Consider the following 20,886-nt stretch of genomic DNA (forward strand, 5'->3'; position numbering starts at 1 on the left):
AGTTTCTATACTAATCATATCGTCTAAAAAGAGAGCCTGCACCCCGGCCTCCGGATAGATATCCGCTTGCAGGCAGGTGAGAGCGATGGTTGTGTATATTGACTTGATTTTTGCCGCCAATCTGCTGATCGACGGAGTCCTGCTGTGGCTGACAAGCTGGCTGGTTAAGCACAAGGTGTCCTGGTGGCGGCTGACACTCTCAGCGCTGGCGGGGGCTCTCTATGTTGTCATGATGTTTGTACCGGAGCTGTCCTTTCTGTATACCTTTCTCGTCAAATTCGGTTTATCGGTTTTGATGATCTGGATAGCCTTTGGATTTAGAAGTCTGCAAAGCTATCTTCGGGCATTTGGGGCGTTTTATATCATTAATTTTGCGGCGGCGGGAGGGATCATAGGCGTTCATTATCTGCTGCAAAGCTCTGGTGACATCTGGAAGGGCATGATCTTCACCTCCTCGGGAGGCCAAGCTTACCATCTGAAGATCGGGTTCTGGTTCGTGCTTGCCCTGCTTCCGCTGGTGCTGCTGCTCTTCAAGCTGATCCAGTCCTCCCGCCGGCAAAGAGAGCAACTGGATTCCTATATCGGGGAAGTGACGGTGGAGATCGACGGAGTATCAGTTACCTGCCCCGGACTGCTGGATACCGGGAACCGGCTCAGCGATCCGCTGACGAGGATTCCGGTGATGGTGATGGAAGCCTCGCTGTGGGAGGGCCATTTGCCGGCTTCCTGGAAAGGGAGGCTGACCCAGACGGGTGCAGATACACTTGTACTGGAAACGGACGGGCAGTCGTTCGCCTGGCAGGACAGGGTACGGCTGGTGCCGTACAGAGGCGTCAACCGCGGGGCATCCTTCATGCTCGCGCTGAAGCCGGATAAGGTGAGGATAGAGCTTGGCGGTGATACCTTTTGCAGCACAAGGGTACTCATCGGGCTGGATGGCGGGACACTGTCGGGAGACGGCGCGTACCGGGCGGTCATACATCCTGACCTGACCCATAAAGAGAGTGTTCCAGAAGCGCCGGCTGACAAGGTGATGGGGCTAAGTAACCTATAGGAGGAACAATAATGGTTAAATTCAAGCTTGTGCTGCAACTGCAGTATTACCGCATGCTGTTTCTGCTCGGTCTGAAGAGCCAGGAGATTTATTATATCGGGGGAAGTGAAGCGCTGCCGCCGCCGCTGACACGCGAGGAGGAGGAATTTCTGCTCCAGCGGCTCTCCAGCGGGGATGCGGCGGTCCGGGCTATGCTGATTGAGCGTAACCTGCGGCTGGTGGTCTACATCGCCCGGAAATTCGAGAACACCGGCATTAACATCGAGGATCTGGTATCTATTGGCGCGATTGGACTCATTAAGGCGGTCAACACCTTTGATCCGGAGAAAAAAATCAAGCTGGCCACCTACGCCTCGCGCTGCATCGAGAATGAGATTCTGATGTATCTGCGGCGCAACAGCAAGACCAGAAGCGAGGTTTCTTTTGATGAACCGCTGAATATTGACTGGGACGGCAACGAGCTGCTGCTCTCGGATGTGCTGGGCACGGAGAACGATACGATCTACCGCAACATCGAGGAGCAGGTCGACCGTAAGCTGCTGCAGAAGGCGCTGGAGAAGCTTAGCGAACGGGAACGGCTGATTATGGAGCTGCGGTTCGGGCTGCGGGGCGGCGAGGAAAAAACGCAAAAGGATGTGGCCGATCTGCTGGGCATTTCCCAATCCTATATTTCGCGCCTGGAGAAACGAATTATCAAGCGGCTGCGCAAGGAGTTCAACAAGATGGTGTAAGTGATGAAAGCTGAGGAATAAAATGCCGGACCGGGGAGATAATGTACAGTAATGTTTCTCCTTGGGAGGTTAATCATCATGACCCGAAATAAAGTCGAGATTTGCGGTGTGGACACCGCCAAGCTGCCTGTTCTCACGAACGTGGAAATGCGGGCATTGTTCACTTCGCTGCAGCAGCAGGGCGAGCGATCCGCCAGAGAGAAATTGGTAAATGGCAACCTCAGGCTTGTGCTAAGCGTGATTCAAAGGTTCAATAATCGTGGAGAGTTCGTGGATGATTTGTTTCAGGTAGGCTGCATCGGACTCATGAAAGCCATCGATAATTTCGATTTATCGCAGAATGTCAAGTTCTCCACCTATGCGGTGCCGATGATCATCGGAGAGATCCGCCGCTACTTGCGCGACAACAACCCGATCCGGGTATCCCGCTCCCTGCGCGACATTGCCTATAAGGCGCTGCAGGTGCGTGACAGCCTGACGAACCAGAATTCGCGGGAGCCGACGATCTTCGAAATATCCGAAGCGCTCGGCGTTCCGAAGGAGGATGTTGTCTTCGCGCTTGATGCGATCCAGGACCCGGTATCCCTGTTCGAGCCGATCTATCATGACGGCGGGGACCCGATCTATGTGATGGATCAGATCAGCGACGACAAGAACAAGGATGTCTCCTGGATTGAGGAGATTGCGCTCCGGGAGGCCATGCAGCGGCTGGGGCAGCGGGAGAAACGCATTCTGTCGATGCGCTTCTTCGAAGGCAAGACCCAGATGGAGGTCGCCGACGAGATTGGCATCTCACAGGCCCAGGTCTCACGGCTTGAGAAATCAGCGATCCAGCAAATGCAAAAGCATGTAAAGTCCTGACCACAGTCTATAAATGAGCGGAGGATATTCCGGATGGCGGCACCTAGCGGCCAGCCGGGATATCCTTTTATATGTCCGGGGCGCTAAGGCTCTGGAATACAGTCATGCGGCCAAGCCCTAAGGACATATACTGAAGCTATAGGTCTGAATGTACAGGGGTGGCAGGATGATTGAGGAAACGTCAGCTTCGGGTAAAAAGATGAAAATCTCCGATTTTCAAACCAAAGATGTAATCAACATTGTGGACGGTAAACGGCTGGGCCAGATCAGCGATCTGGAGCTGGATTTGCGCAGAGGCGTCATTGACGCTGTGATTGTCCCGGGGTATACCCGGTTCATGGGGCTGTTCGGCGGCGGCGCCGATCTGGTGATTCCGTGGCGGAATATCGTGAAGATCGGGGCGGATGTCGTGCTCGTGAAGCTGGAGGAGCCCCGCATACCGCAGGGACAGGAAGACCGCGAGATGATGTACCTGGATCGGCCGGACCGCAGTGAACGGCGCACTTATTAATGAGGTGCGTCTTTTTTCTGCCTTTATGGGTATAGTCATAGGGTGGGTTGAGAAATGGACGGTGTGGGATGAGTTTGTGTTACACTTAAGCGGAGGTGAAGAGATGGAACCGTTTATGCAAAATGGCGCAGCGCCCATGCTGCTGCATCTGGAGCCGTGGCGTGAGCCCTATAAGAGCATTACTGCAGGCTTTACCGGCAGAGCAGGCGGCAGCGGCACGAAGCCGTATGACAGCTTCAATTGTGCTTTTCATGTAGGCGATGATCCGGCGGATGTGCTGGCTAACCGCAGCCTGCTGGCTGTGAGTTTGGGCTTCAGGCTGGCCGACTGGACCTGCGGGGAACAGACCCACGGCAAAGAGATCGCAGTCATTACAGAACAGGACCGGGGCCGGGGCAGCCTGGACCGGGCCTCTGCCTTTCAGGCCACGGACGGGCTGCTGACGAATGTGCCCGGGGTGCTGCTGACTTCTTTTTACGCTGATTGTGTGCCGCTGTTCTTCCATGATCCGCTGAACCACGTGGTAGGGCTGGCGCATGCTGGCTGGAAGGGGACCGTGGCGGAAATCGCGGCGGCGATGGTGGAGCGCATGGGACAGACGTACGGGAGCCGTCCAGAGGACATACAGGCCGCTATAGGGCCTTCCATCGGTGACTGCTGCTATGAGGTGGATGATTATGTAATGGACCCTGTCCGCCGCCTGGAGGCCGGGCTGAACCTGCCGGCTGCGGCAGAAGGCGCGCGGGCTGTATATAGACCATCGGAGACAGACAGCAGCAAAGTGATGCTGAACTTGAAAGAATTGAATCAACGCATTATGATAAAAGCAGGAATATTGCCGACTCATATCGAATGTACAACTTGGTGTACAAGCTGTAACAGTGATCTGTTCTTCTCCTACCGGAAGGAAAACGGGGTCACTGGGAGAATGACGAGCTGGATCGGAATAAAGGAGAGTTGACATTTTGGCCTCGCTACAAGAAAGAATAGCCACTACCCGGGAACGTGTCGCACGGGCCTGCGCGGCCAGCGGCCGGGATACCAGTGAAGTCAAGCTGATTGCGGTAACGAAATACGTATCGCTGAATACGGTTGCCGCTGTGCTGGAGGCCGGTCTTGAGGAGATCGCCGAGAGCCGCTGGCAGGATGCGGAGCCGAAATGGAATGCGCTTGGACATAAGGGAATATGGCACTTTATCGGGCATTTGCAGACGAATAAGGTGAAGGACGTTATCGGTAAATTTCAATATATTCACTCTCTGGACCGGCTGTCGCTGGCCAGGGAGCTGCATAAGAAGGCGGAAGCTGCGGGACTTGATGTGAAGGTGTTCCTGCAGGTGAATATTTCAGGCGAGGATACCAAGTTCGGCCTGGCGCCGGAAGCGGTGGAGGACTTCCTGAGGGAGATCGCCCCGCTTGACCGGGTGAAGGTCATCGGACTGATGACGATGGCTCCTCACGAGGAAGACCCCGAGGCGACCCGGCCGGTATTCCGCGGACTCCGTGAGCTGCGTGACCGGCTGAATCTCCTGGGCTTGACACCTGAGCCAATACAAGAGCTGTCGATGGGCATGTCGAATGACTTTGAAGTGGCGATACAGGAAGGAGCCACCCGGGTACGCCTGGGAACGGTATTAGTAGGTCATGAGGAGGGAGAATGATGGGCGTGATGAACCGATTTATGAGTTTCTTGGGCTTGCAGGAGGAAGAGGAGATTGTGGAACGGGAGCAAATCTCCCGCGATGAGGATGAATACGAACCCGCCCCTGTAGAAACACGCAAGAATCAGAGGGCCAACGTCGTCAGCATTCATTCCCAAAAAAATGTGAAGGTTGTGCTCTACGAGCCGCGTTCGTATGACGAGGCGCAGGAGATTGCCGACCATCTGCGTTCACACCGCACGGTAGTAATTAACCTGCAGCGGGTGCGCAATGACCAGGCGATGCGGATTATTGATTTTCTCAGCGGAACTGTTTATGCTCTGGGTGGAGGAATATCCAAAATTGGGGGCAATATATTTATGTGCACACCGGACACCGTGGAGATTCAAGGCTCCATTACCGAGATCCTGGGTGACGAGCAAGATTACAACAGAATGAGGTGAGCAGGTGTTAAACGAAGTATCTTCAATTATATTCATCCTATTTCAGATTTACTATTACATGATTCTCGTATACATTCTGATGTCCTGGCTGCCGAATCTGCGTGAGAACTTTATCGGCGAGCTACTGGGCAAGCTGGTGGAGCCGTATCTGGCACCGTTCCGGAGGATTATCCCTCCGCTGTTTGGAACGCTGGATATTTCCCCGATTGTCGCGATTATCATGCTGCGCTTTGCCGCAGTCGGGCTTCAGTCTATCGTAACCTCGGTCTTCGGCTAATCCGATGAAGAATGAAATCTACGGGCATTTCCACCCGGATGAGCGGCCGTTTGTGGACAAGGCCTGGGAGTGGGTCACGAATGCTGGGGAGTATCATGAGACGAAGCTGACCGAATTCCTGGACCCCCGTCAGGCCTATATTCTGCAGAGTCTGGTGAACCGCCATCCCGATGTGATTGTGCGCTGGGAGGGCGGTTCTTCGGATGCCGAACGGAAGCGGGGGCTGGTGGCTCCAGATTACCGTGACCTCACGGAAGAGGATATGGAGCTAAGCGTGCTGAATATCACCTCAGGCGAACAGAAATTTCTCTCGCTTATGCATGGGGATTATATGGGAGCAATCCTGGGACTGGGCATCACAAGAGGCAAGATCGGCGATATTCATGTGCTGGAAGACGGCTGCCACGTAGTGGTGGCTGCTGACATCGCGGATTACCTGTCCATTCATTTGACCGGTGTACACCGGATTAACGTCAGTACGGAGATTCTGCCGTTATCCGGCCTGCGCAGCAGTGAGGTCAAGCTGGAGGCGATGGAGTTCACAGTGGCTTCCCTCCGGCTTGACGGGATTGCAGCGGATGTCACACGGCTGAGCCGGAGCAAGATTCTGGCCCCAATCAAGGCCGGGCGCGTCCGGGTCAACTGGAAGGTCGAGGAAGACCCGTCCTGCTCGCTGAAGGACGGGGACATGGTCTCTATCCAGGGCTTCGGACGGTTCAAGGTGCTGGAGATCGGCAGCTTGACGAAGAAGGGCCGTTACCGGATTTTGGTAGGCAAATTTGTCTGAAGTCTTTGCAGGATTACAGCTGTGCTTGTCGAAATTGATAATCTCAGGGAATCATGGACATTTAGCAGGCCGTGCGCCGGTAATTGTCTTTCATCTATAATCTTCACCGAAATTTCTAGGAGGTGCACAGCATGCCATTAACACCGCTCGATATACATAACAAGGAATTCTCCCGGAGAATCCGCGGTTATGACGAAGATGAGGTCAATGAATTTCTGGATCAGGTGATTAAGGATTACGAGAGTGTGATCCGGGAGAACAAGGAACTGCACAACCAGCTGTTAACCCTTCAGGAACGCCTGGATCATTTCGTCAATATTGAAGAAAGCCTGTCCAAGACTATTCTTGTGGCCCAGGAGGCTGCGGATGATGTCAAGAACAACTCTAAGAAGGAATCCCAGCTGATCCTCAAGGAAGCGGAGAAGAACGCCGACCGGATTATCAACGAAGCGTTGTCCAAATCCCGCAAGGTGGCGATCGAGACCGAGGAGCTGCGCAAGCAGGCTTCGATCTACCGTACCCGGTTCCGGACGCTGCTGGAAGCCCAGCTGGAGCTGCTGTCCCAGGATGACTGGAATGCGCTGGAGAGCCGTGAGGTTAGCGAGAACGCGCTCTGAGCCTAAGATGATGATTAGCTTGTACCCCTAATACACAAAAACTCCTTAGCAACAGGTCAATCAAGACCTCAAGCTAAGGAGTTTTTTTGTGCCTTTTAAACGGGTACGAATACTTTGCCTGTAATGTGGGTAGGGCCACCCAGATTAATTTCGCCTAGGAGATCCTCCAGATTGGAGGCAAAGACTTGAAACGCATAATAGCCTTCAGGAAGATCGGTAAGGATGGTCTGGAACATGGTTGTCATTCTAACCGTCTCATCTTCATCCCCCGGGATGGCGGATTGTTCGGCACTACCGACGAGGTTTCCATCCAGACGCACTTCAAGCAGGAGCGTGGGCTGAACGGGCGGTGTAGCAAACACGTTCGTAACCAGCCAGCCAACCGTTGTAGTGAGCTCTACAAAATTGCTTGGAGCAGAAACAGCCATACCGAATTCTAAAATCAGGCGTTGGGTCCCGTCGATTGGAATGGTAGATCCAAACGATAGGTTGGTATCGACACTCCTGGCAAATTCAACTAGGGTATACGGCATTTTTTCACCTCCCTACGATGGCATAGTTCCATCCTATGTTTTGAGTGAATAATATGTTAGAGACAACATCCTATAGACTGGAAAAATATCGGACTTATGGTGGTGATAGCTATGAATATCCTATTGATAACTTCAGGCTTCCAGGGTGTGTATTCTTTCTTCGAACAGCGTATCACAGAGGCTTTGCAGAAAGCGGGGCATCATTGCAGAGCTGTGCAGCCTGGCAGTGTGTTGAATGGATTGAAGCTTAAACAGCATTCGTGGCAGCCGGAACTGATTTTGCTTATAGGCGGTCTGAAGGTTGCGCAGCCGGTGCTGGAGTTCATCAGACAATCCGGGGTGAAGTCGGCGGTATGGATGACAGAGGACCCTTATTACATGGATTGGACGATTCCGCTGATTGCTTATTTCGATTATATGTTCACCATTGACCAGGCTGCATTGGAGCATTATCGGGCGCTGGGTCATCCGCGTGTCTATCATTTGCCTCTTGGCACAGACCCGAATCTGTTTCATCCCGCAGTCGTATCCGAGGAGTACACAAGTGATCTCTGCTTAGTAGGCGTGCCTTACAGTAACCGGATTGAGCTTATAGAAGCCTTACTTGCAGGCACAGCCTATCGTATCCAACTGGTGGGGCGGGGGTGGGGGCGGTACTATCATGAATGGAAGCACAACGCTAAGCGCTATGTGGAGCTGGTGAATGCCTGGGTTCCGCCGGAAACGGCTGCCAATTATTATAACGGGGCGAAAATTGTGCTGAATATCCACCGGCCCTCCGCTGAGAAGTACAACCGGAACCGGGCGGGGATTATCGCCACAAGCATCAACAACCGCACCTTCGATGCGGCCAGCTGTGAAGCGTTCCAGCTTACAGATTATAAGAGCGGGCTCCGTCAGCAGTTTGAAGAAGGCACACAGGTGGTTTCGTATCAGGATAAGCATGATTTACTGCAGAAGATCCATTACTACATGGCACATGACGATGAGCGCAAGCGGATCGCTGAAGCAGCGAGGCAGCAGGTGCTGGCAGCCCATACCTTTGAGCACCGGCTGCATGATTTGTTGATGAACGTGCAAGCTTAATAGACGGATTTACCGGACCTGATAGACTCTTAACAGCCATGCTGTTAGGCGTCTATTCAGGTTTGCCCATAGATTACGAGCGGTATTCTGTCCTCCATTTGAAAATTTAGTCTTCTAACCTATAACGTTTCGAAGAAGGATACATATGATAGCAAGTAAACAGCGGGGGAGGTATTCGATTGCCAAAAGTTACGATCATTATGACCAGCTACAATAAGGCCGCATATGTCGCAAAGTCCATTGAATCCATTCTGAATCAGACGCTTACAGACTTTGAATTCTACCTGATGGATGATAACTCGAATGAAGAAACTCTGAAAGTGATTGAGCCCTATCTCAAGGATAAGAGAATCAAATTTGTCAGAAGCGATACAGAAACTCTGCAGCAGAGAGTGGAGAAGGTCAGATATTCTGCACTGATCAATCAAGCCCTGTATCAAGCCAAGGGAGAGTATATTTCCTATGCCACGGATGACAACTGTTACAGAAATACTAGACTAGAGCAGATGGTGGACTATCTGGAGGAGAACCCCGAGGTCATGATTGCCTACTCTGCATCGCTGGTGAACTACTTGAATGAACAGAATGAAGTGACCCGCAGCCAGCTAAGACCGGCCAAAAAAATCGTTTCGGTGGCACCCTGCGTCATCGATCATTGCTCCATCCTGCACAGAAGCTCCATTCTTCCGGTCATTCATGACAAGTTCGGGTCCTACTGGGATGAGAATCCGGAGTTCTATAGAATTGGCGACGGCCGGTTCTTCTGGCGGCTCAACCAGTTCTGGGACTTCTACCCGGTGGATGAGATTCTGGATGATAACTATATCACCGAGCTGTCCATTCACTATCAATTGCAGCACCAGGAGAAGAGCCAGTTCATCCAGATGCTTCCCCCGCAGCGCACCTGCAAGGAGCTGAGAGAAGAGCTGAAATCCATTCAGCAGCAAAAGAAATAAGGTCTCTGCCATAGAAAGGTACCACGAGGAGGGAAAACGGATTGTCTATCTATCTGTCCAATTACTGGTCGCTCTATAGTGAATTTATCCATGTTGCGCAGGAGCTGAAGTACAGGAATATCCCTCTGGCCCTGATGACGAACTTCTATCAGCAAATCAATGATGAGCTTAGAAGCGAGATGGGGAGCAGTGATTTTAAGCTGAAGCTGGAGCATTCCGGTATTCAAGAGCAGCACCAGATTCAGCCTTTCTTTGAAAAGTGGGTTGCGCCGCTCTATCAGCCCGTGAAGTCCAATCTGAAGGGCAAAATACTGATTAATCTGGACTATATCAGAATGTCGGAGCAAACGATCAGCGAGCATTTCAGCGGAAATTCGGCTATGATTCTATCCCGCTCCAGAGCGGATGAGTTATTTGGCATCCCCAATGTTTACAGCCTGGGCTACAAGCAGGACACCAAAGCTGAGGCGGAAGAGCTGATCCAGCGGGCGGCGGAGCTATTCGCTAAGGCCGAAGGACACCCTGCATTCAGTAATGAATTTTTTACCCAGACCTTCCTAAGCCGGATTCCTTCCATTGTAGATACGATTGAAATGGTGTTTAATCTCTACAATGACCTGCCGGTAGCCGCTGTAATGGTAGGTACGACAGAGGATGTTGCCAGCCGGACACTTGCCGTCGTTGCAGGGATTAAGGGGATTCCCAGCGTATGTCTGCAGCACGGAATTCTGATGGGAGAGGAAGCATTCATTCCTGTATTCTCCAGCCATATCGGAATCTACGGGCAATATGAACACGACTGGTATACGAGAAGAGGGCTTGAAGCGGAGCGAATTGTGATCACCGGCCACCCGCGTTATGATGATATCTTTACTTCGAAGCCCACCGCTAGTGAATCTTTTAGGGAAACCTACCAGCTTGATCCTCATAAAATCACCTTACTAATCGCTACCGGACCGACGCTGGATGAATACAAGATCCGCACCCTGCTCACCCAATTGGCCTCACATCCGCAGTTTCAGCTGATCATCAAGCCCCATCCCTGGGAGCTGTCCAAGAAGCTGATTTCTCTGTATACCGAGTATGAAGAAGAATATAGCAATGTTCATGTGGTTACCGACCGAAAGGCTGACACCCGTGAGCTGATTATGAAATCGGACGCTGTGGTCGCCACCCTCTCCACGGTTGCCCTGGAAGGCCTTTTATTCGACAAGCCTGTATTTGTCTACAAATTCATTCAGGCCAACCGTGAATATGATTACTATGATGCCCTCGATCCCTATATTCAAAAAGAACCGGCTGATCTGACCCGAATGGTGGCCCATTATTTCTCCAGCAATAAAGAGAAAGTAAACTACAAGACTGTGATGGATAAGTTCTTGCAGCAATCCTATCAGATTGAGCAATCCGGCCGGAGACTTGCCGAATTAATGGACCGCCTGATCCAGGGAAGACCCAAGCTATGAACAGGGGGGAGGAGGAGATGTTCTTTAAGAACAAGAAAATTCTGGTCATTGGAGGAACCGGCACGATCGGGAAAAGTATTGTGAAGCTCCTGCTGAAGCAGGGGCCTCAGATCATCCGGATTCTCAGCAGAGATGAATATAAACAGTTCGAGCTGCAGGATGAGCTGCAAGGGAACGCAAGTCTTAGCTATCTGATCGGCGATGTCCGGGATTATGACCGCGTGCTGGCTGCGATGGAGGGGATAGATTATGTGTTCCATACAGCTGCTATGAAGCATGTATCCTTCTGTGAATATAACCCGTTCGAGGCTGTACTAACGAATATTATCGGCACTCATAACGTGATTCAGGCAGCGAAGCAGCAGAAGGTACGCAAGGTCGTTTTTACAAGCACAGATAAGGCCATTTCACCGACCAATAACTACGGAGCCACCAAGCTGTCTGCGGAGAAGCTGATTTCCTCTGCCGTCACCTCGGGAGGCCCCGGCCAGACGGTGTTCTGCACCGTGCGGTTCGGGAATGTGATGGGCTCCAGAGGGTCTGTCATTCCCTTGTTTGTGAAGCAGGCGAGAGAAGGCAGGGCGATCACCGTAACGGATCTGTCCATGACAAGGTTCATGATGACGCTGGAGCAGGCGACCCGGCTCACCGTTCAGTCTCTGCAGCTGGCGAAGGGCGGTGAGACTTTTATTCTGAAGATGCCGGTGATCAGGCTGAAGGATCTGGCTGAGGTTGTGGCCGAGGAGGCACCGAAGAAATACGGGACCCGCCCGTCTGCGGTAAAGATTCTGGAGATCGGCCTGAAGCCCGGTGAGAAGAGGTACGAAGAGCTGATGACCCACGAGGAATCCTTAACCGCCTATGAATTAAAGGATGTATACATTGTCCCTTCCCCCTATGCTGCACCGCAGTCCTACCGGGGAGCAGGCAGGCCGAAGCCGGGCACTTACAGCTCTGAAGGAGAGATCCCGCTGACCAAGGAGCAGGTAAGGAAGCTGGCATCGGAACAAAATCTAATCTAGTGGAGGCTACTATGAATATACTTGTAACCGGAGGCACAGGCTTCATCGGCAGATCGGTGGTCGGACGTTTGTTAAAGGATGGACAAAGGGTATGGATCATTGATAATCTGGCGAATTCTTCACTGGATAATCTGAAAGAGTATGAAGATCACGAGCATTTGCAGAAGGTGCAGATTATGGACCTCAAGGACAGAGAAGCCTTGAAGGAGCTTTTCCGGGAGAATACTTTCGACCTGTGCTACCATCTGGCGGCAAGCATTAATGTGCAAGACAGCATAGATGATCCTGAGACCACGTTCAACAATGATACACTGGCCACCTTCTATCTGCTGGAGGAATGCCGCAAGCAGCAGGTGAAGATGGTCTTCATGAGTACCTGCATGGTCTATGCCAGAGCTACGGATGAGCAGGGAATTGACGAGCAATCTCCCATCAAGCCAGCCTCTCCTTATGCCGGTGCCAAGATTGCTGCGGAGAATATGGTGCTATCCTATTTCTACGCTTATGATCTGCCGGTGGTCGTCGTAAGGCCGTTTAATACGTATGGTCCCTATCAGAAAACCGGCGGCGAAGGCGGCGTTGTGGCGATCTTCATCCACAGCAAATTAAAGGGCGAGCCGCTGAATATCTACGGAGACGGCACCCAATCACGGGATCTATTATACGTGGGGGACTGTGCAGATTTCGTGGTGGAGGCGGGCTACAGCGACAAGCTGCATGGAGAAATTGTCAATGCAGGCACGGGTGAGGATATCACTGTCAATCAATTGGCCGAGCTTATTGCAGACGGGCAGGCCCCCATCCATCACGTTCCCCATATTCACCCGCAGAGTGAGATCCAGAAGCTGTTATGCAATTACAACAAGGCGGAGAAGCACTTGTCCTGGACGCCCAAGGTTACGATCCAAGAGGGCATCCGGCGGACAGAGCAATGGATTCTTGAGACCTTTCACCGAAAGGAGCCGAACCAGTCATGAGTAAAAGCAAACTGGCCATTGACGGCGGGAAGCCTGTACGTGCCCACTACCTGCCGTATGGGAGACAGATGATCGATGACGAGGATATTGAGTCCGTGGTCAAGGTGCTGCAAAGTGATTATTTGACCAGCGGCCCGGCCATTGAGCAGTTCGAAGCAGAGATCGCAGCGTTTACTGGGGCAAAATATGCGGTGGCCTTCTCCAGCGGAACTGCGGCATTGCACGGGGCCTGTTATGCCGCCGGGATCGGCGAAGGCGATGAGGTGATTACGACTCCCATGACGTTTGCTGCCACGGCGAATTGTGTGCTGTATCAGGGGGGCGTACCGGTATTCGCGGATATCGATCCGCTGACGTACAATATTGATCCGCAGCGGATCAGGGAGAGCATAACCGCGAGAACGAAAGCGATTATCCCGGTCCATTTCACCGGCCAGCCGGCACAGCTGGATGAGATTCTGCAGATTGCCCGGGAGCATAATCTGATCGTGATTGAGGATGCCGCCCATGCGCTTGGCGCCAGATATAAGGATAGAAGCATCGGGGCTATCGGGGATATGACCATGTTCAGCTTCCATCCTGTAAAGCATATAACAACGGGCGAAGGCGGAATGATTACGACCAATAACCCGGCGTATTATGAGAAGCTGCTGCAGTTCCGCACGCACGGCATCACCAGGGATGAGCGCAAGTTAAGGGAGAACCACGGACCCTGGTATTACGAGATGCAATTCCTCGGATACAACTACCGGATCACAGATATCCAGACGTCACTCGGCATCTCCCAGCTGCGCAGAATCGGAAGCTTCATTGAGAAGCGCAAGCAGCTTGCAGCCTTGTATCTGCAAGAGCTGAGTAGTGCCAAGGAGCTTATTCTGCCGCATCAGCTTCCCGAGGCAGAGTCAAGCTGGCATCTGTTCATTGTCAGACTTCAGCTCGTAAGGCTGAAGGCCACCCGCAAGACGGTCTTTCAGGCGCTGCAAAAGGAAAACATCGGAGTCAACGTCCACTACATTCCCGCCTATCTGCATCCGTACTACGAAAGCTTGGGGTTCAAGAAGGGGATCTGTCCGGTCGCGGAAAGCTGCTACGAAGAATTCATTACGCTCCCGCTGTATGCGGGCATGGAAGCTGAAGATGTGATGGATGTGGTCGCCGCGGTCAAGAAGGTGATCCGCCACTACTCCAAGTGAAAATAGAGAAGGGAGTGATTAATGTGGCCAAAGTGAAGGTGATTGCCGAGATTGCCAATGCCCATATGGGCGACCCCGGCCGGCTGCGGGAGCTGATCCTCGCAGCCGCACGCAGCGGCGCTGACGGGGTGAAATTTCAATGGTTCCATTACGACAGCCTAGCGGTGCCGGATTTCATCCATTATCAGACGTATATCGATTTGTTCATCGGCAAGCAGCAATGGGCGGAGGCGGTACAGCTTGCCAAGGATGCGGGGCTGGAGGTCTGGGTAGATCTCTATGATGAATGGGGGGCCGGGCTGCTTACGGAGCTTGAAGGTCAGGTAGACGGCTTGAAATTACCGACAACCGTCTTACAGTCGCTCCCCTTGATTCAAGCCCTGCACAGGTTCGATAAGCCCTTACTCATCGGCGTAAGCGGCTGGCTGGAGGAAGAGATGGATTCCCAATTATCCTACATCCGGAGTCATTTCAAAGGCCCCATCGTGCTAATGCACGGCTTCCAGGGCTATCCGACCCGGACGGAGGAGTCTAATCTGAGCCGGATCGCCCATATTAAGCAAACCTATCAGTTGGAGGTGGGCTTCGCGGACCATGAGGATGCCGATCATGAAATGGCGGTTGATCTTCCGGTCTATGCCTTTCTGCTGGGCGCCAGTGTCATTGAGAAGCATATCACTCTGAATCGTGCGGAGAAGGGCATTGACTATTATTCGGCGCTTACACCCGAGGAATTCTGGCGGATGGTGGATAAGCTGCGCCGGGCAGAGTGTGTACTGGGCAGCCTCGAAATTAAGGAATCGGAAAGAAGGTATCTGGAGGATTCCTCTCTGAAGATCATCTCCCGTACGGAGCTGCGCCCTGGTGAAATCATCACGCCTGCGAACATATGCTATAAACGTTCCTCTAAGCCGGATGCCCTCATGGCCCGCAATGCTTCGGTGCAATTCCCTATGATTGCAACGGCAGCAATACCAGCGAACACACCCATCACGCCCGGGAAGGTAAAAGCACCCAAAATCTGCATCGCCGTCATCTGCAGATTGAAATCCACCCGGCTCCGCCGCAAGGCGCTGCGCGAGATTCACGGCATTCCAGCCATCGAGAGATGCCTGATGAATTGTCTGGCTGTGCCGGGCGGCTATGAGGTGGTGCTGGCCACCTCGGATCTGCCGGACGACCAGCCCCTTACAGCGTTCACCCTGAACCATCAGGTGAAGGTGGTAACCGGCGACCCGGACAATGTGGCTGCAAGAATGCTGAGCGTGGCTGAAGCGGCCCAGGCAGATATCGTAGTCCGGGTCACCGGTGACAATCCGGCGATCTCCCCGGAGATGCTTCAGTTTTTGATAGACCGGCATCTGGCAAGCGGTGCGGACTTTACCTACGCCAAGGAGTCGACCATGGGTACGGTGGGGGATGTGTTTACCGTTGAAGCGCTGAGAAGGCTGCTGCACTATTCCAATCCGCTTACGCATGCGGAGTATCTGTCCTTTTACTTTTTCAACAATCCGCAGCTCTTCAAGATCAATGCTGTGGATCTTCCTGCAGAGTGGGTGCATCCCGAGTGGCGGTTAACCATGGATGAGATTCAGGATCTGGAGCTGTTCGAGGCGATCTACCAGGCACTGGATGTGGGTGCAAGACCGCTGTACTTCGAAGAATTGAAGGCATTCCTGCAGGTCCACCCTGAGATGGCTGAGCGCAACCGGGGCATTCAGGTGAAATGGCGGGATGATACGGAGCTGGTCAAGGAGCTGAATGAAGCAACCACCCTGAAGAAGAGACCATAACGTTAGCGAGGCTGCGGATGATGACGAATAGAGCGAGCCTTGTGCTGGGTACAGCCCAGTTAGGCGGAAATTACGGGATTGCGAATACAGCTGTCAATTTCTCTATACAACAGAGGAACGAACTGCTCCAATATGCCCTCTCCTCGGGGATCGGTTATTTGGATACCGCACCGGGATATGGGGACAGCGAGTCTATCATTGGAGATTGCCTGGAAGGTGCAGATCCGCAGAGCCGGCCGCAGATTGTGACGAAGCTTCCTTCCGTCCAGCGGTTAGGACTGCACACGGAGGAAGCGCGGAGGAGGTTCGTCACCTCTTCTGTCCGCTCTTCCCTGAACCGGCTGAAGTGCTCTGCGCTGGATGTCTGTCTCTTGCATGATCCGCTGGATCTGCCCTACCAGGGCGGTGAGATTCTGCGAATGCTGCAGGAGCTGAAGCAGCAGCAGTTCATCCGCAGAATCGGTGTATCCGTGTATGATGCGGAGGATATTGCGAATTTTATGCGCGCGGAGGACCTGGACAGCATTCAAATTCCGTTGAATGTGCTGGACCAGAGATGGATAACGAATGGAATGCTGGAGCGGCTCGCCCGGAAGGGCACAGAAATCTTCGTCCGCAGTGTCTATCTGCAAGGCCTGCTGCTGATGGCACCGGAGCAGCTTCCGGCGGGGCTGAAGCAGGCGGAGCAGCCATTGTTACGATTAATCAGGTACAGCGAGGAAACCGGGATACCCGTTAAAGAGCTGTGCTTCCTCTATGTGAGGGATCTTCCGGGGATATCCGGGATGGTGATTGGTTGCGAGACGGTGGAACAGGTGCAGGAGAACCTGCGGATGATGGCGTTGCCCCCTCTAAGCCGGGCAGTGAGGCATAAGCTTGGTGAATCCTATACGGATATTCCTGTAGAGATCATTGACCCCAGGAGGTGGAAGTAACCGGATGCGTACTCTTCAAGAATTATTTAATCTGCAAGGCAAGGCAGCGGTTGTGACCGGAGGGGCTGGTTATCTGGGCACAGCTATAGCAGAGGGGCTGGCTGAGGCTGGCGCGACAGTCTATCTGGTAAGCTCAAGTGGTCAGCGCTGCAAGGAGACTGCTGAGACGATCGCCCGGACAACCGGAGCAGCCTGCTTCGGCAAGGCAATGGATATCCGGGATGAAGCATCAGTCAGAGAATGTATTCAGAGCATCGCCGAAGCGGCCGGAAGCATCGATATCCTGGTGAATAATGCCGCGTTCAGCTCAGCCGCCAAGCTGGCCGTCATGAGTGAAGAGCAGTGGCTGGCCGGGCTGGACGGGACGATCAATGGAACCTTCAGATGTGTCAAGGCCGTCCTGCCCTATATGGTTGAACAAAAGAGAGGCTCCATCATTAACGTCTCCTCGATGTATGGGCTGGTCTCGCCGAACCCGGAGGTCTACGGAGACAGCGGGATGGATAATCCCGCCAATTACGGGGCCGGTAAAGCGGCGATTGGCCAGTTTACCCGTTACATTGCCTGCCACTTCGGGCAACACGGAATCAGGGCCAATACGGTATCGCCTGGGCCTTTTCCTAATGCAGCGGTTCAAGCCGATCCGCAGTTCATCCGGCAGCTGGAGAGGAAGAATCCGCTGGGCAGGATCGGCACTCCTGAAGATCTGAAGGGAGTCATGGTATTCCTGGCTTCTGCCGCTTCAAGCTATGTTACAGGTGAGAATATCTCTGTTGACGGAGGCTGGACCGCATGGTAAGCACAGCAGCTAAGCAGATGAATATATGGATTCGCGCCGATTCCTCGTATTCTATGGGCACTGGCCATATTATGCGCTGCCTCACACTTGCAGGCGGACTTGCCGCCAGCGGCGGGCATATCACCTTCATTTGCCGCGAGCTGCCGGGGAATCTGGCAGATTATATCAGGGGGCAGGGCTATGCGGTGGAGCTGCTTCCGCCGCCGGATGATCCGTCATACGCCGCATTCTGGCTTCAGGTGGACTGGCGGACCGATGCCCTGGAGACAGTGCAGCGGCTGGAGGGAGCTGCTCCTGCAGATTGCCTCATTGTTGACCATTACGGCATTGATAAGCGGTGGGAGACAATGGTCCAGGGGAAAGTGAAGAAGCTGGTGGCCATCGACGATTTGGCGGACCGTCCGCATGAGTGTGATCTGCTGCTGGACCCCAATCCATCCGCTGCCCGGGACCGCTACCAGGGGCTGCTTCCCGCTTATTGCACGAAATTGACAGGCACATGCTATACGCTGCTGCGGCCGGAATTCCGTGCGGCTAAGCTGGGGCTGGCTGAACGGGACGGAAGCATAAGCCGGGTTCTGGTGTTTTTTGGCGGCACAGATCCTACGGGGGAGACCCTGAAGACCTTACAAGCACTACAGAGCCCCGCATTCGCTAACCTGCGGTTGGCTGTCGTAGCAGGCGGAATGAACCGCCGCAAGGATGACATCGCAGCCTTATGCGGCACAATGCCACAGGCCAGCTTCCATTGTCAGATTGATTACATGGCTGACTTGATGCAGAAGGCAGACCTCTCCATCGGAGCAGGCGGAAGTACGACCTGGGAGCGCTGTTACCTGGGCCTGCCTTCACTGTGTATTATTACGGCGGATAATCAGCGGGAGATCACGGCCTTGGTTCATGCGCAGGGGGCTGCACTTTGCCTGGGGAAGAGTAACGAGGTGACCGCTCAAACAATTGAGCAGGGGCTTAATTCTATGCTCGCTAACCCGCCCAGGGTACGGGCCATGTCTGAGCAGGCGCTCCGCCTGATGGGCGAGGATAAATGGGATGAGGTCATAGACAGGATTATGGGAGGGGACTATGGCAGACCTAAGGGACTACAGGCTTGAGAAGCTGGGCCAAGAGCATAGCCGGCTCATATGGGAATGGCGCAATGCCGATCATATCCGGCCCTATATGAATCATGACGGGTTCATTGCGCTGGAAGAGCATCTTAACTGGATGCAGGCCATAGCCGAGGATACCAGCCGGATAGTCCGAATCTGTTACTATCTGGACACCCCGGTAGGCTTCGTGCAGTTCTCACAGATCGACAGGGTCCACAAGACCTGTGAATGGGGCTTTTATATAGGGTACATGAGCTGTCCCCCCGGCTCCGGCACCATGATGGGAATCTTGGCGCTGGAGCATATTTTCCAGGTGGAGCAGCTAAGTAAGGTGTGCGCGCAAATCCTGGATTTCAATCAGCGGAGCCTGTCCTATCACCGCAAACTAGGCTTCATAGAGGAAGGCAGGCTAGGCAGGCAACGGATCAGAAATCATCAGCCAGTGGATGTGGTCTTGATGGCCCTGTTCCGGGAGCAATGGGAGAAGCACAGGCTACGGCTGACAGAGGAGGCAACGACTGACAGAGGAGGCAACGACAGGCCATGAAGGAAATAAAGATCGGTAACCGCACCATCGGCAGCGGGCATCCGCCTTTTGTGATCGCGGAGATGTCCGGTAATCATAATCAGTCTCTGGACCGTGCGCTTGAAATCGTTAAGGCCGCCGCCCGGGCGGGTGCACATGCGTTCAAAATCCAGACCTATACGCCGGACACCATGACGCTTAATCTACGGAATAAGGATTTCATGATTGGGGAATCGAATGGACTGTGGAAGGGGAAATCGCTGTATGAGCTGTATGCTGAGGCGTATACGCCCTGGGAGTGGCATGAGCCTATCTTTGCTTCGTGCAGGGCGCTCGGGATGATTCCGTTCAGCACCCCGTTCGATGAGTCCTCGCTCGAATTCCTGGAGACCCTCGGCGTCGACTGCTACAAGATTGCTTCCTTCGAAAATAATGATATTCCCTTATTGCGGAGGGTGGCCTCCAAAGGGAAGCCGATGATTATTTCCACCGGGATGGCCTCGCTTGGCGATATTGAACAGGCTGTCCACACCATTACCGGGGCAGGCTGCCAGGAATATATACTGCTCAAATGCACCAGCAGCTATCCGGCTTCGCCCGGGAATACCAACCTCAATACCATTCCGTATCTGCGCGACGTCTTCCGTGCTCAGGTGGGCCTGTCCGACCATACCCTGGGCGTAGGGGCCGCTGTGGCAAGCGTGGCGCTGGGCAGTACGGTGATCGAAAAGCATTTCACCCTTAACCGTGCGGAAGGCGGGGTGGATGCTGCATTCTCCCTGGAGCCGGCAGAATTCGCTTCCTTGGTCCGGGAGACAGATACGGCCTGGAGGGCGCTCGGCGGCGTCTCCATCGGGCCCACCCCCGAAGAAGAGATATCCCTGCAATTCAGACGGTCTGTCTATACCTCCAAGGACATCAAGGCCGGAGACCTGCTCACTGCGGATAACATCAAAGTCATCCGCCCCGGCTACGGCCTCGCGCCCAAATACTATGATCTGCTTCTCGGCAAACGCCTCAGAACCGATCTGCCCGTCGGCACCCCGCTGAGCTGGGACCTGCTGCTGTAATCCGCCTTGACAATTGGGGCGAAAACGTCTATAACTAGAACATATCTGTATCCATTGAATCCAAATTCGATGACGGGACAAGTACGATAAGGTAACGTTCTCCAGAGAGTCGGTGCTTGCTGCGAGCCGATCGTTCACGCCTTACCCGAAGATCCTCCCCTAGAAGCTAAGCTGAAGCGTGTAATACGTGCGTAGGCTCCGCCGTCTGCCGGACGTTATCCCGGACCCGCAAGGTTGTCTATTGCCTGCGGACTGAGATTGTACTGAATCCACACCCTTAGGATGTGCGTGCAGTGCAGATTAGGGTGGTATCGCGAGCGCTGTCTCGCCCCTTTGGGGGCGGAACAGCGTTTGTTTTTTTATCCCCCTAAATCCCCCTTCCAAGGGGGGCCCCCAAGGGCTGGCCGCCCTCTGGACACCCGCAATAAGTGCTCCGTGGAGAGAGTGGCGTGGGCGGAAGGGAATGGACTCTGTTGGCG

General features: G+C 53.5%; 23 protein-coding genes. 22 read left to right on the forward strand and 1 reads right to left on the reverse strand.

Translation table 11 applies throughout. The features are described from left to right. Positions 1-85 precede the first annotated feature (85 nt). The 10 genes from spoIIGA (at position 86) to MKY96_RS04885 (ending at position 6,942) form a co-directional block, all read left to right on the forward strand. Positions 86-1,054 (forward strand): sigma-E processing peptidase SpoIIGA, encoded by a 969-nt coding sequence (gene spoIIGA, locus MKY96_RS04840; RefSeq protein WP_340938906.1) that lies wholly within the window; start codon positions 86-88, stop codon positions 1,052-1,054. A gap of 8 nt (positions 1,055-1,062) precedes the next feature. Further along, positions 1,063-1,785 carry an RNA polymerase sporulation sigma factor SigE gene (sigE, locus tag MKY96_RS04845; protein ID WP_036690190.1) on the forward strand — a complete coding sequence of 241 codons (723 nt, stop codon included), beginning with the start codon at positions 1,063-1,065 and terminating at the stop codon, positions 1,783-1,785. Between the two features lie 78 nt (positions 1,786-1,863). Beyond that, the gene (gene sigG, locus MKY96_RS04850) at positions 1,864-2,646 is read left to right on the forward strand and encodes an RNA polymerase sporulation sigma factor SigG (protein ID WP_036690188.1); all 783 of its coding nucleotides are present in this window, start codon (positions 1,864-1,866) and stop codon (positions 2,644-2,646) included. A gap of 166 nt (positions 2,647-2,812) precedes the next feature. After that, a complete protein-coding gene (locus MKY96_RS04855) occupies positions 2,813-3,157 on the forward strand; it encodes a YlmC/YmxH family sporulation protein (RefSeq protein WP_209871931.1) in 345 nt (114 codons plus the stop codon). A 103-nt stretch (positions 3,158-3,260) separates the two neighbouring features. Beyond that, positions 3,261-4,118: a peptidoglycan editing factor PgeF gene (pgeF, locus tag MKY96_RS04860; RefSeq protein ID WP_340938907.1), complete on the forward strand. Its 858-nt coding sequence runs from the start codon at positions 3,261-3,263 to the stop codon at positions 4,116-4,118. 4 nt (positions 4,119-4,122) lie between these two features. Beyond that, positions 4,123-4,818: a YggS family pyridoxal phosphate-dependent enzyme gene (locus tag MKY96_RS04865; RefSeq protein WP_340938908.1), complete on the forward strand. Its 696-nt coding sequence runs from the start codon at positions 4,123-4,125 to the stop codon at positions 4,816-4,818. Then, complete coding sequence (locus MKY96_RS04870) at positions 4,818-5,261, forward strand: cell division protein SepF (RefSeq protein ID WP_036690181.1); 444 nt, start codon at positions 4,818-4,820, stop codon at positions 5,259-5,261. The genes MKY96_RS04865 and MKY96_RS04870 overlap by 1 nt, the downstream gene beginning before the upstream one ends. A 4-nt stretch (positions 5,262-5,265) precedes the next feature. Then, positions 5,266-5,538, forward strand: a complete 273-nt coding sequence (locus tag MKY96_RS04875) for a YggT family protein (protein WP_340938909.1) — start codon at positions 5,266-5,268, stop codon at positions 5,536-5,538. 4 nt (positions 5,539-5,542) lie between these two features. After that, on the forward strand, positions 5,543-6,325 hold the full coding sequence (locus MKY96_RS04880) for a YlmH family RNA-binding protein (protein ID WP_340938910.1): 783 nt from the start codon (positions 5,543-5,545) through the stop codon (positions 6,323-6,325). 131 nt (positions 6,326-6,456) lie between these two features. Beyond that, complete coding sequence (locus MKY96_RS04885; RefSeq protein WP_036690176.1) at positions 6,457-6,942, forward strand: DivIVA domain-containing protein; 486 nt, start codon at positions 6,457-6,459, stop codon at positions 6,940-6,942. Between the two features lie 95 nt (positions 6,943-7,037). On the opposite strand, the gene MKY96_RS04890 is transcribed toward MKY96_RS04885, so the two are convergent. After that, complete coding sequence (locus MKY96_RS04890) at positions 7,038-7,370, reverse strand: hypothetical protein (RefSeq protein ID WP_340938911.1); 333 nt, start codon at positions 7,368-7,370, stop codon at positions 7,038-7,040. A 216-nt stretch (positions 7,371-7,586) separates the two neighbouring features. Between MKY96_RS04890 and MKY96_RS04895 the strand changes: the two genes are divergently transcribed. The 12 genes from MKY96_RS04895 to pseI all read left to right on the forward strand — a co-directional run bounded on the left by MKY96_RS04895 (position 7,587) and on the right by pseI (position 20,407). Beyond that, positions 7,587-8,561, forward strand: coding sequence for a CgeB family protein (locus tag MKY96_RS04895; RefSeq protein WP_340938912.1), 975 nt, complete (start codon positions 7,587-7,589; stop codon positions 8,559-8,561). Positions 8,562-8,740: 179 nt separating this feature from the next. Next, positions 8,741-9,517: a glycosyltransferase family 2 protein gene (locus tag MKY96_RS04900; protein WP_340938913.1), complete on the forward strand. Its 777-nt coding sequence runs from the start codon at positions 8,741-8,743 to the stop codon at positions 9,515-9,517. A 41-nt stretch (positions 9,518-9,558) separates the two neighbouring features. Next, positions 9,559-10,983 carry a CDP-glycerol glycerophosphotransferase family protein gene (locus MKY96_RS04905; protein WP_340938914.1) on the forward strand — a complete coding sequence of 475 codons (1,425 nt, stop codon included), beginning with the start codon at positions 9,559-9,561 and terminating at the stop codon, positions 10,981-10,983. 17 nt (positions 10,984-11,000) lie between these two features. Further along, on the forward strand, positions 11,001-12,005 hold the full coding sequence (locus MKY96_RS04910; RefSeq protein WP_340938915.1) for an SDR family NAD(P)-dependent oxidoreductase: 1,005 nt from the start codon (positions 11,001-11,003) through the stop codon (positions 12,003-12,005). A gap of 11 nt (positions 12,006-12,016) precedes the next feature. Further along, positions 12,017-12,982 (forward strand): NAD-dependent epimerase/dehydratase family protein, encoded by a 966-nt coding sequence (locus tag MKY96_RS04915; RefSeq protein WP_340938917.1) that lies wholly within the window; start codon positions 12,017-12,019, stop codon positions 12,980-12,982. Beyond that, complete coding sequence (gene pseC / locus MKY96_RS04920) at positions 12,979-14,175, forward strand: UDP-4-amino-4,6-dideoxy-N-acetyl-beta-L-altrosamine transaminase (RefSeq protein WP_340938918.1); 1,197 nt, start codon at positions 12,979-12,981, stop codon at positions 14,173-14,175. The genes MKY96_RS04915 and pseC overlap by 4 nt, the downstream gene beginning before the upstream one ends. Continuing rightward, positions 14,172-15,968 (forward strand): N-acetylneuraminate synthase family protein, encoded by a 1,797-nt coding sequence (locus tag MKY96_RS04925; protein ID WP_340938919.1) that lies wholly within the window; start codon positions 14,172-14,174, stop codon positions 15,966-15,968. The genes pseC and MKY96_RS04925 overlap by 4 nt, the downstream gene beginning before the upstream one ends. 17 nt (positions 15,969-15,985) lie before the next feature. Beyond that, positions 15,986-16,903 carry an aldo/keto reductase gene (locus MKY96_RS04930; RefSeq protein ID WP_340938920.1) on the forward strand — a complete coding sequence of 306 codons (918 nt, stop codon included), beginning with the start codon at positions 15,986-15,988 and terminating at the stop codon, positions 16,901-16,903. A gap of 4 nt (positions 16,904-16,907) precedes the next feature. Continuing rightward, the gene (locus tag MKY96_RS04935; protein ID WP_340938921.1) at positions 16,908-17,702 is read left to right on the forward strand and encodes an SDR family NAD(P)-dependent oxidoreductase; all 795 of its coding nucleotides are present in this window, start codon (positions 16,908-16,910) and stop codon (positions 17,700-17,702) included. Between the two features lie 17 nt (positions 17,703-17,719). Next, on the forward strand, positions 17,720-18,814 hold the full coding sequence (pseG, locus tag MKY96_RS04940; protein ID WP_340938922.1) for a UDP-2,4-diacetamido-2,4,6-trideoxy-beta-L-altropyranose hydrolase: 1,095 nt from the start codon (positions 17,720-17,722) through the stop codon (positions 18,812-18,814). Further along, complete coding sequence (gene pseH, locus MKY96_RS04945) at positions 18,786-19,358, forward strand: UDP-4-amino-4,6-dideoxy-N-acetyl-beta-L-altrosamine N-acetyltransferase (protein ID WP_340938923.1); 573 nt, start codon at positions 18,786-18,788, stop codon at positions 19,356-19,358. The genes pseG and pseH overlap by 29 nt, the downstream gene beginning before the upstream one ends. After that, complete coding sequence (pseI, locus tag MKY96_RS04950) at positions 19,355-20,407, forward strand: pseudaminic acid synthase (protein WP_340938924.1); 1,053 nt, start codon at positions 19,355-19,357, stop codon at positions 20,405-20,407. The genes pseH and pseI overlap by 4 nt, the downstream gene beginning before the upstream one ends. Positions 20,408-20,886 lie beyond the last annotated feature (479 nt).

The organism is Paenibacillus sp. FSL R7-0302, from assembly GCF_038006885.1.
Classification (GTDB): Bacteria; Bacillota; Bacilli; order Paenibacillales; family Paenibacillaceae; genus Paenibacillus_AQ.

What these genes read in the sequence shown, in the direction of transcription:
- spoIIGA (WP_340938906.1), top strand. Translation starts at nt 86, where the DNA reads ATGGTTGTGTATATTGACTTGATTTTTGCCGCCAATCTGCTGATCGAC.
- sigG (WP_036690188.1), top strand. Translation starts at nt 1,864, where the DNA reads ATGACCCGAAATAAAGTCGAGATTTGCGGTGTGGACACCGCCAAGCTG.
- MKY96_RS04855 (WP_209871931.1), top strand. Translation starts at nt 2,813, where the DNA reads ATGATTGAGGAAACGTCAGCTTCGGGTAAAAAGATGAAAATCTCCGAT.
- pgeF (WP_340938907.1), top strand. Translation starts at nt 3,261, where the DNA reads ATGGAACCGTTTATGCAAAATGGCGCAGCGCCCATGCTGCTGCATCTG.
- MKY96_RS04870 (WP_036690181.1), top strand. Translation starts at nt 4,818, where the DNA reads ATGGGCGTGATGAACCGATTTATGAGTTTCTTGGGCTTGCAGGAGGAA.
- MKY96_RS04880 (WP_340938910.1), top strand. Translation starts at nt 5,543, where the DNA reads ATGAAGAATGAAATCTACGGGCATTTCCACCCGGATGAGCGGCCGTTT.
- MKY96_RS04885 (WP_036690176.1), top strand. Translation starts at nt 6,457, where the DNA reads ATGCCATTAACACCGCTCGATATACATAACAAGGAATTCTCCCGGAGA.
- MKY96_RS04890 (WP_340938911.1), bottom strand. Translation starts at nt 7,370, where the DNA reads ATGGCTGTTTCTGCTCCAAGCAATTTTGTAGAGCTCACTACAACGGTT.
- MKY96_RS04895 (WP_340938912.1), top strand. Translation starts at nt 7,587, where the DNA reads ATGAATATCCTATTGATAACTTCAGGCTTCCAGGGTGTGTATTCTTTC.
- MKY96_RS04910 (WP_340938915.1), top strand. Translation starts at nt 11,001, where the DNA reads ATGTTCTTTAAGAACAAGAAAATTCTGGTCATTGGAGGAACCGGCACG.
- MKY96_RS04915 (WP_340938917.1), top strand. Translation starts at nt 12,017, where the DNA reads ATGAATATACTTGTAACCGGAGGCACAGGCTTCATCGGCAGATCGGTG.
- pseC (WP_340938918.1), top strand. Translation starts at nt 12,979, where the DNA reads ATGAGTAAAAGCAAACTGGCCATTGACGGCGGGAAGCCTGTACGTGCC.
- MKY96_RS04930 (WP_340938920.1), top strand. Translation starts at nt 15,986, where the DNA reads ATGATGACGAATAGAGCGAGCCTTGTGCTGGGTACAGCCCAGTTAGGC.
- MKY96_RS04935 (WP_340938921.1), top strand. Translation starts at nt 16,908, where the DNA reads ATGCGTACTCTTCAAGAATTATTTAATCTGCAAGGCAAGGCAGCGGTT.
- pseG (WP_340938922.1), top strand. Translation starts at nt 17,720, where the DNA reads ATGAATATATGGATTCGCGCCGATTCCTCGTATTCTATGGGCACTGGC.
- pseH (WP_340938923.1), top strand. Translation starts at nt 18,786, where the DNA reads ATGGCAGACCTAAGGGACTACAGGCTTGAGAAGCTGGGCCAAGAGCAT.
- pseI (WP_340938924.1), top strand. Translation starts at nt 19,355, where the DNA reads ATGAAGGAAATAAAGATCGGTAACCGCACCATCGGCAGCGGGCATCCG.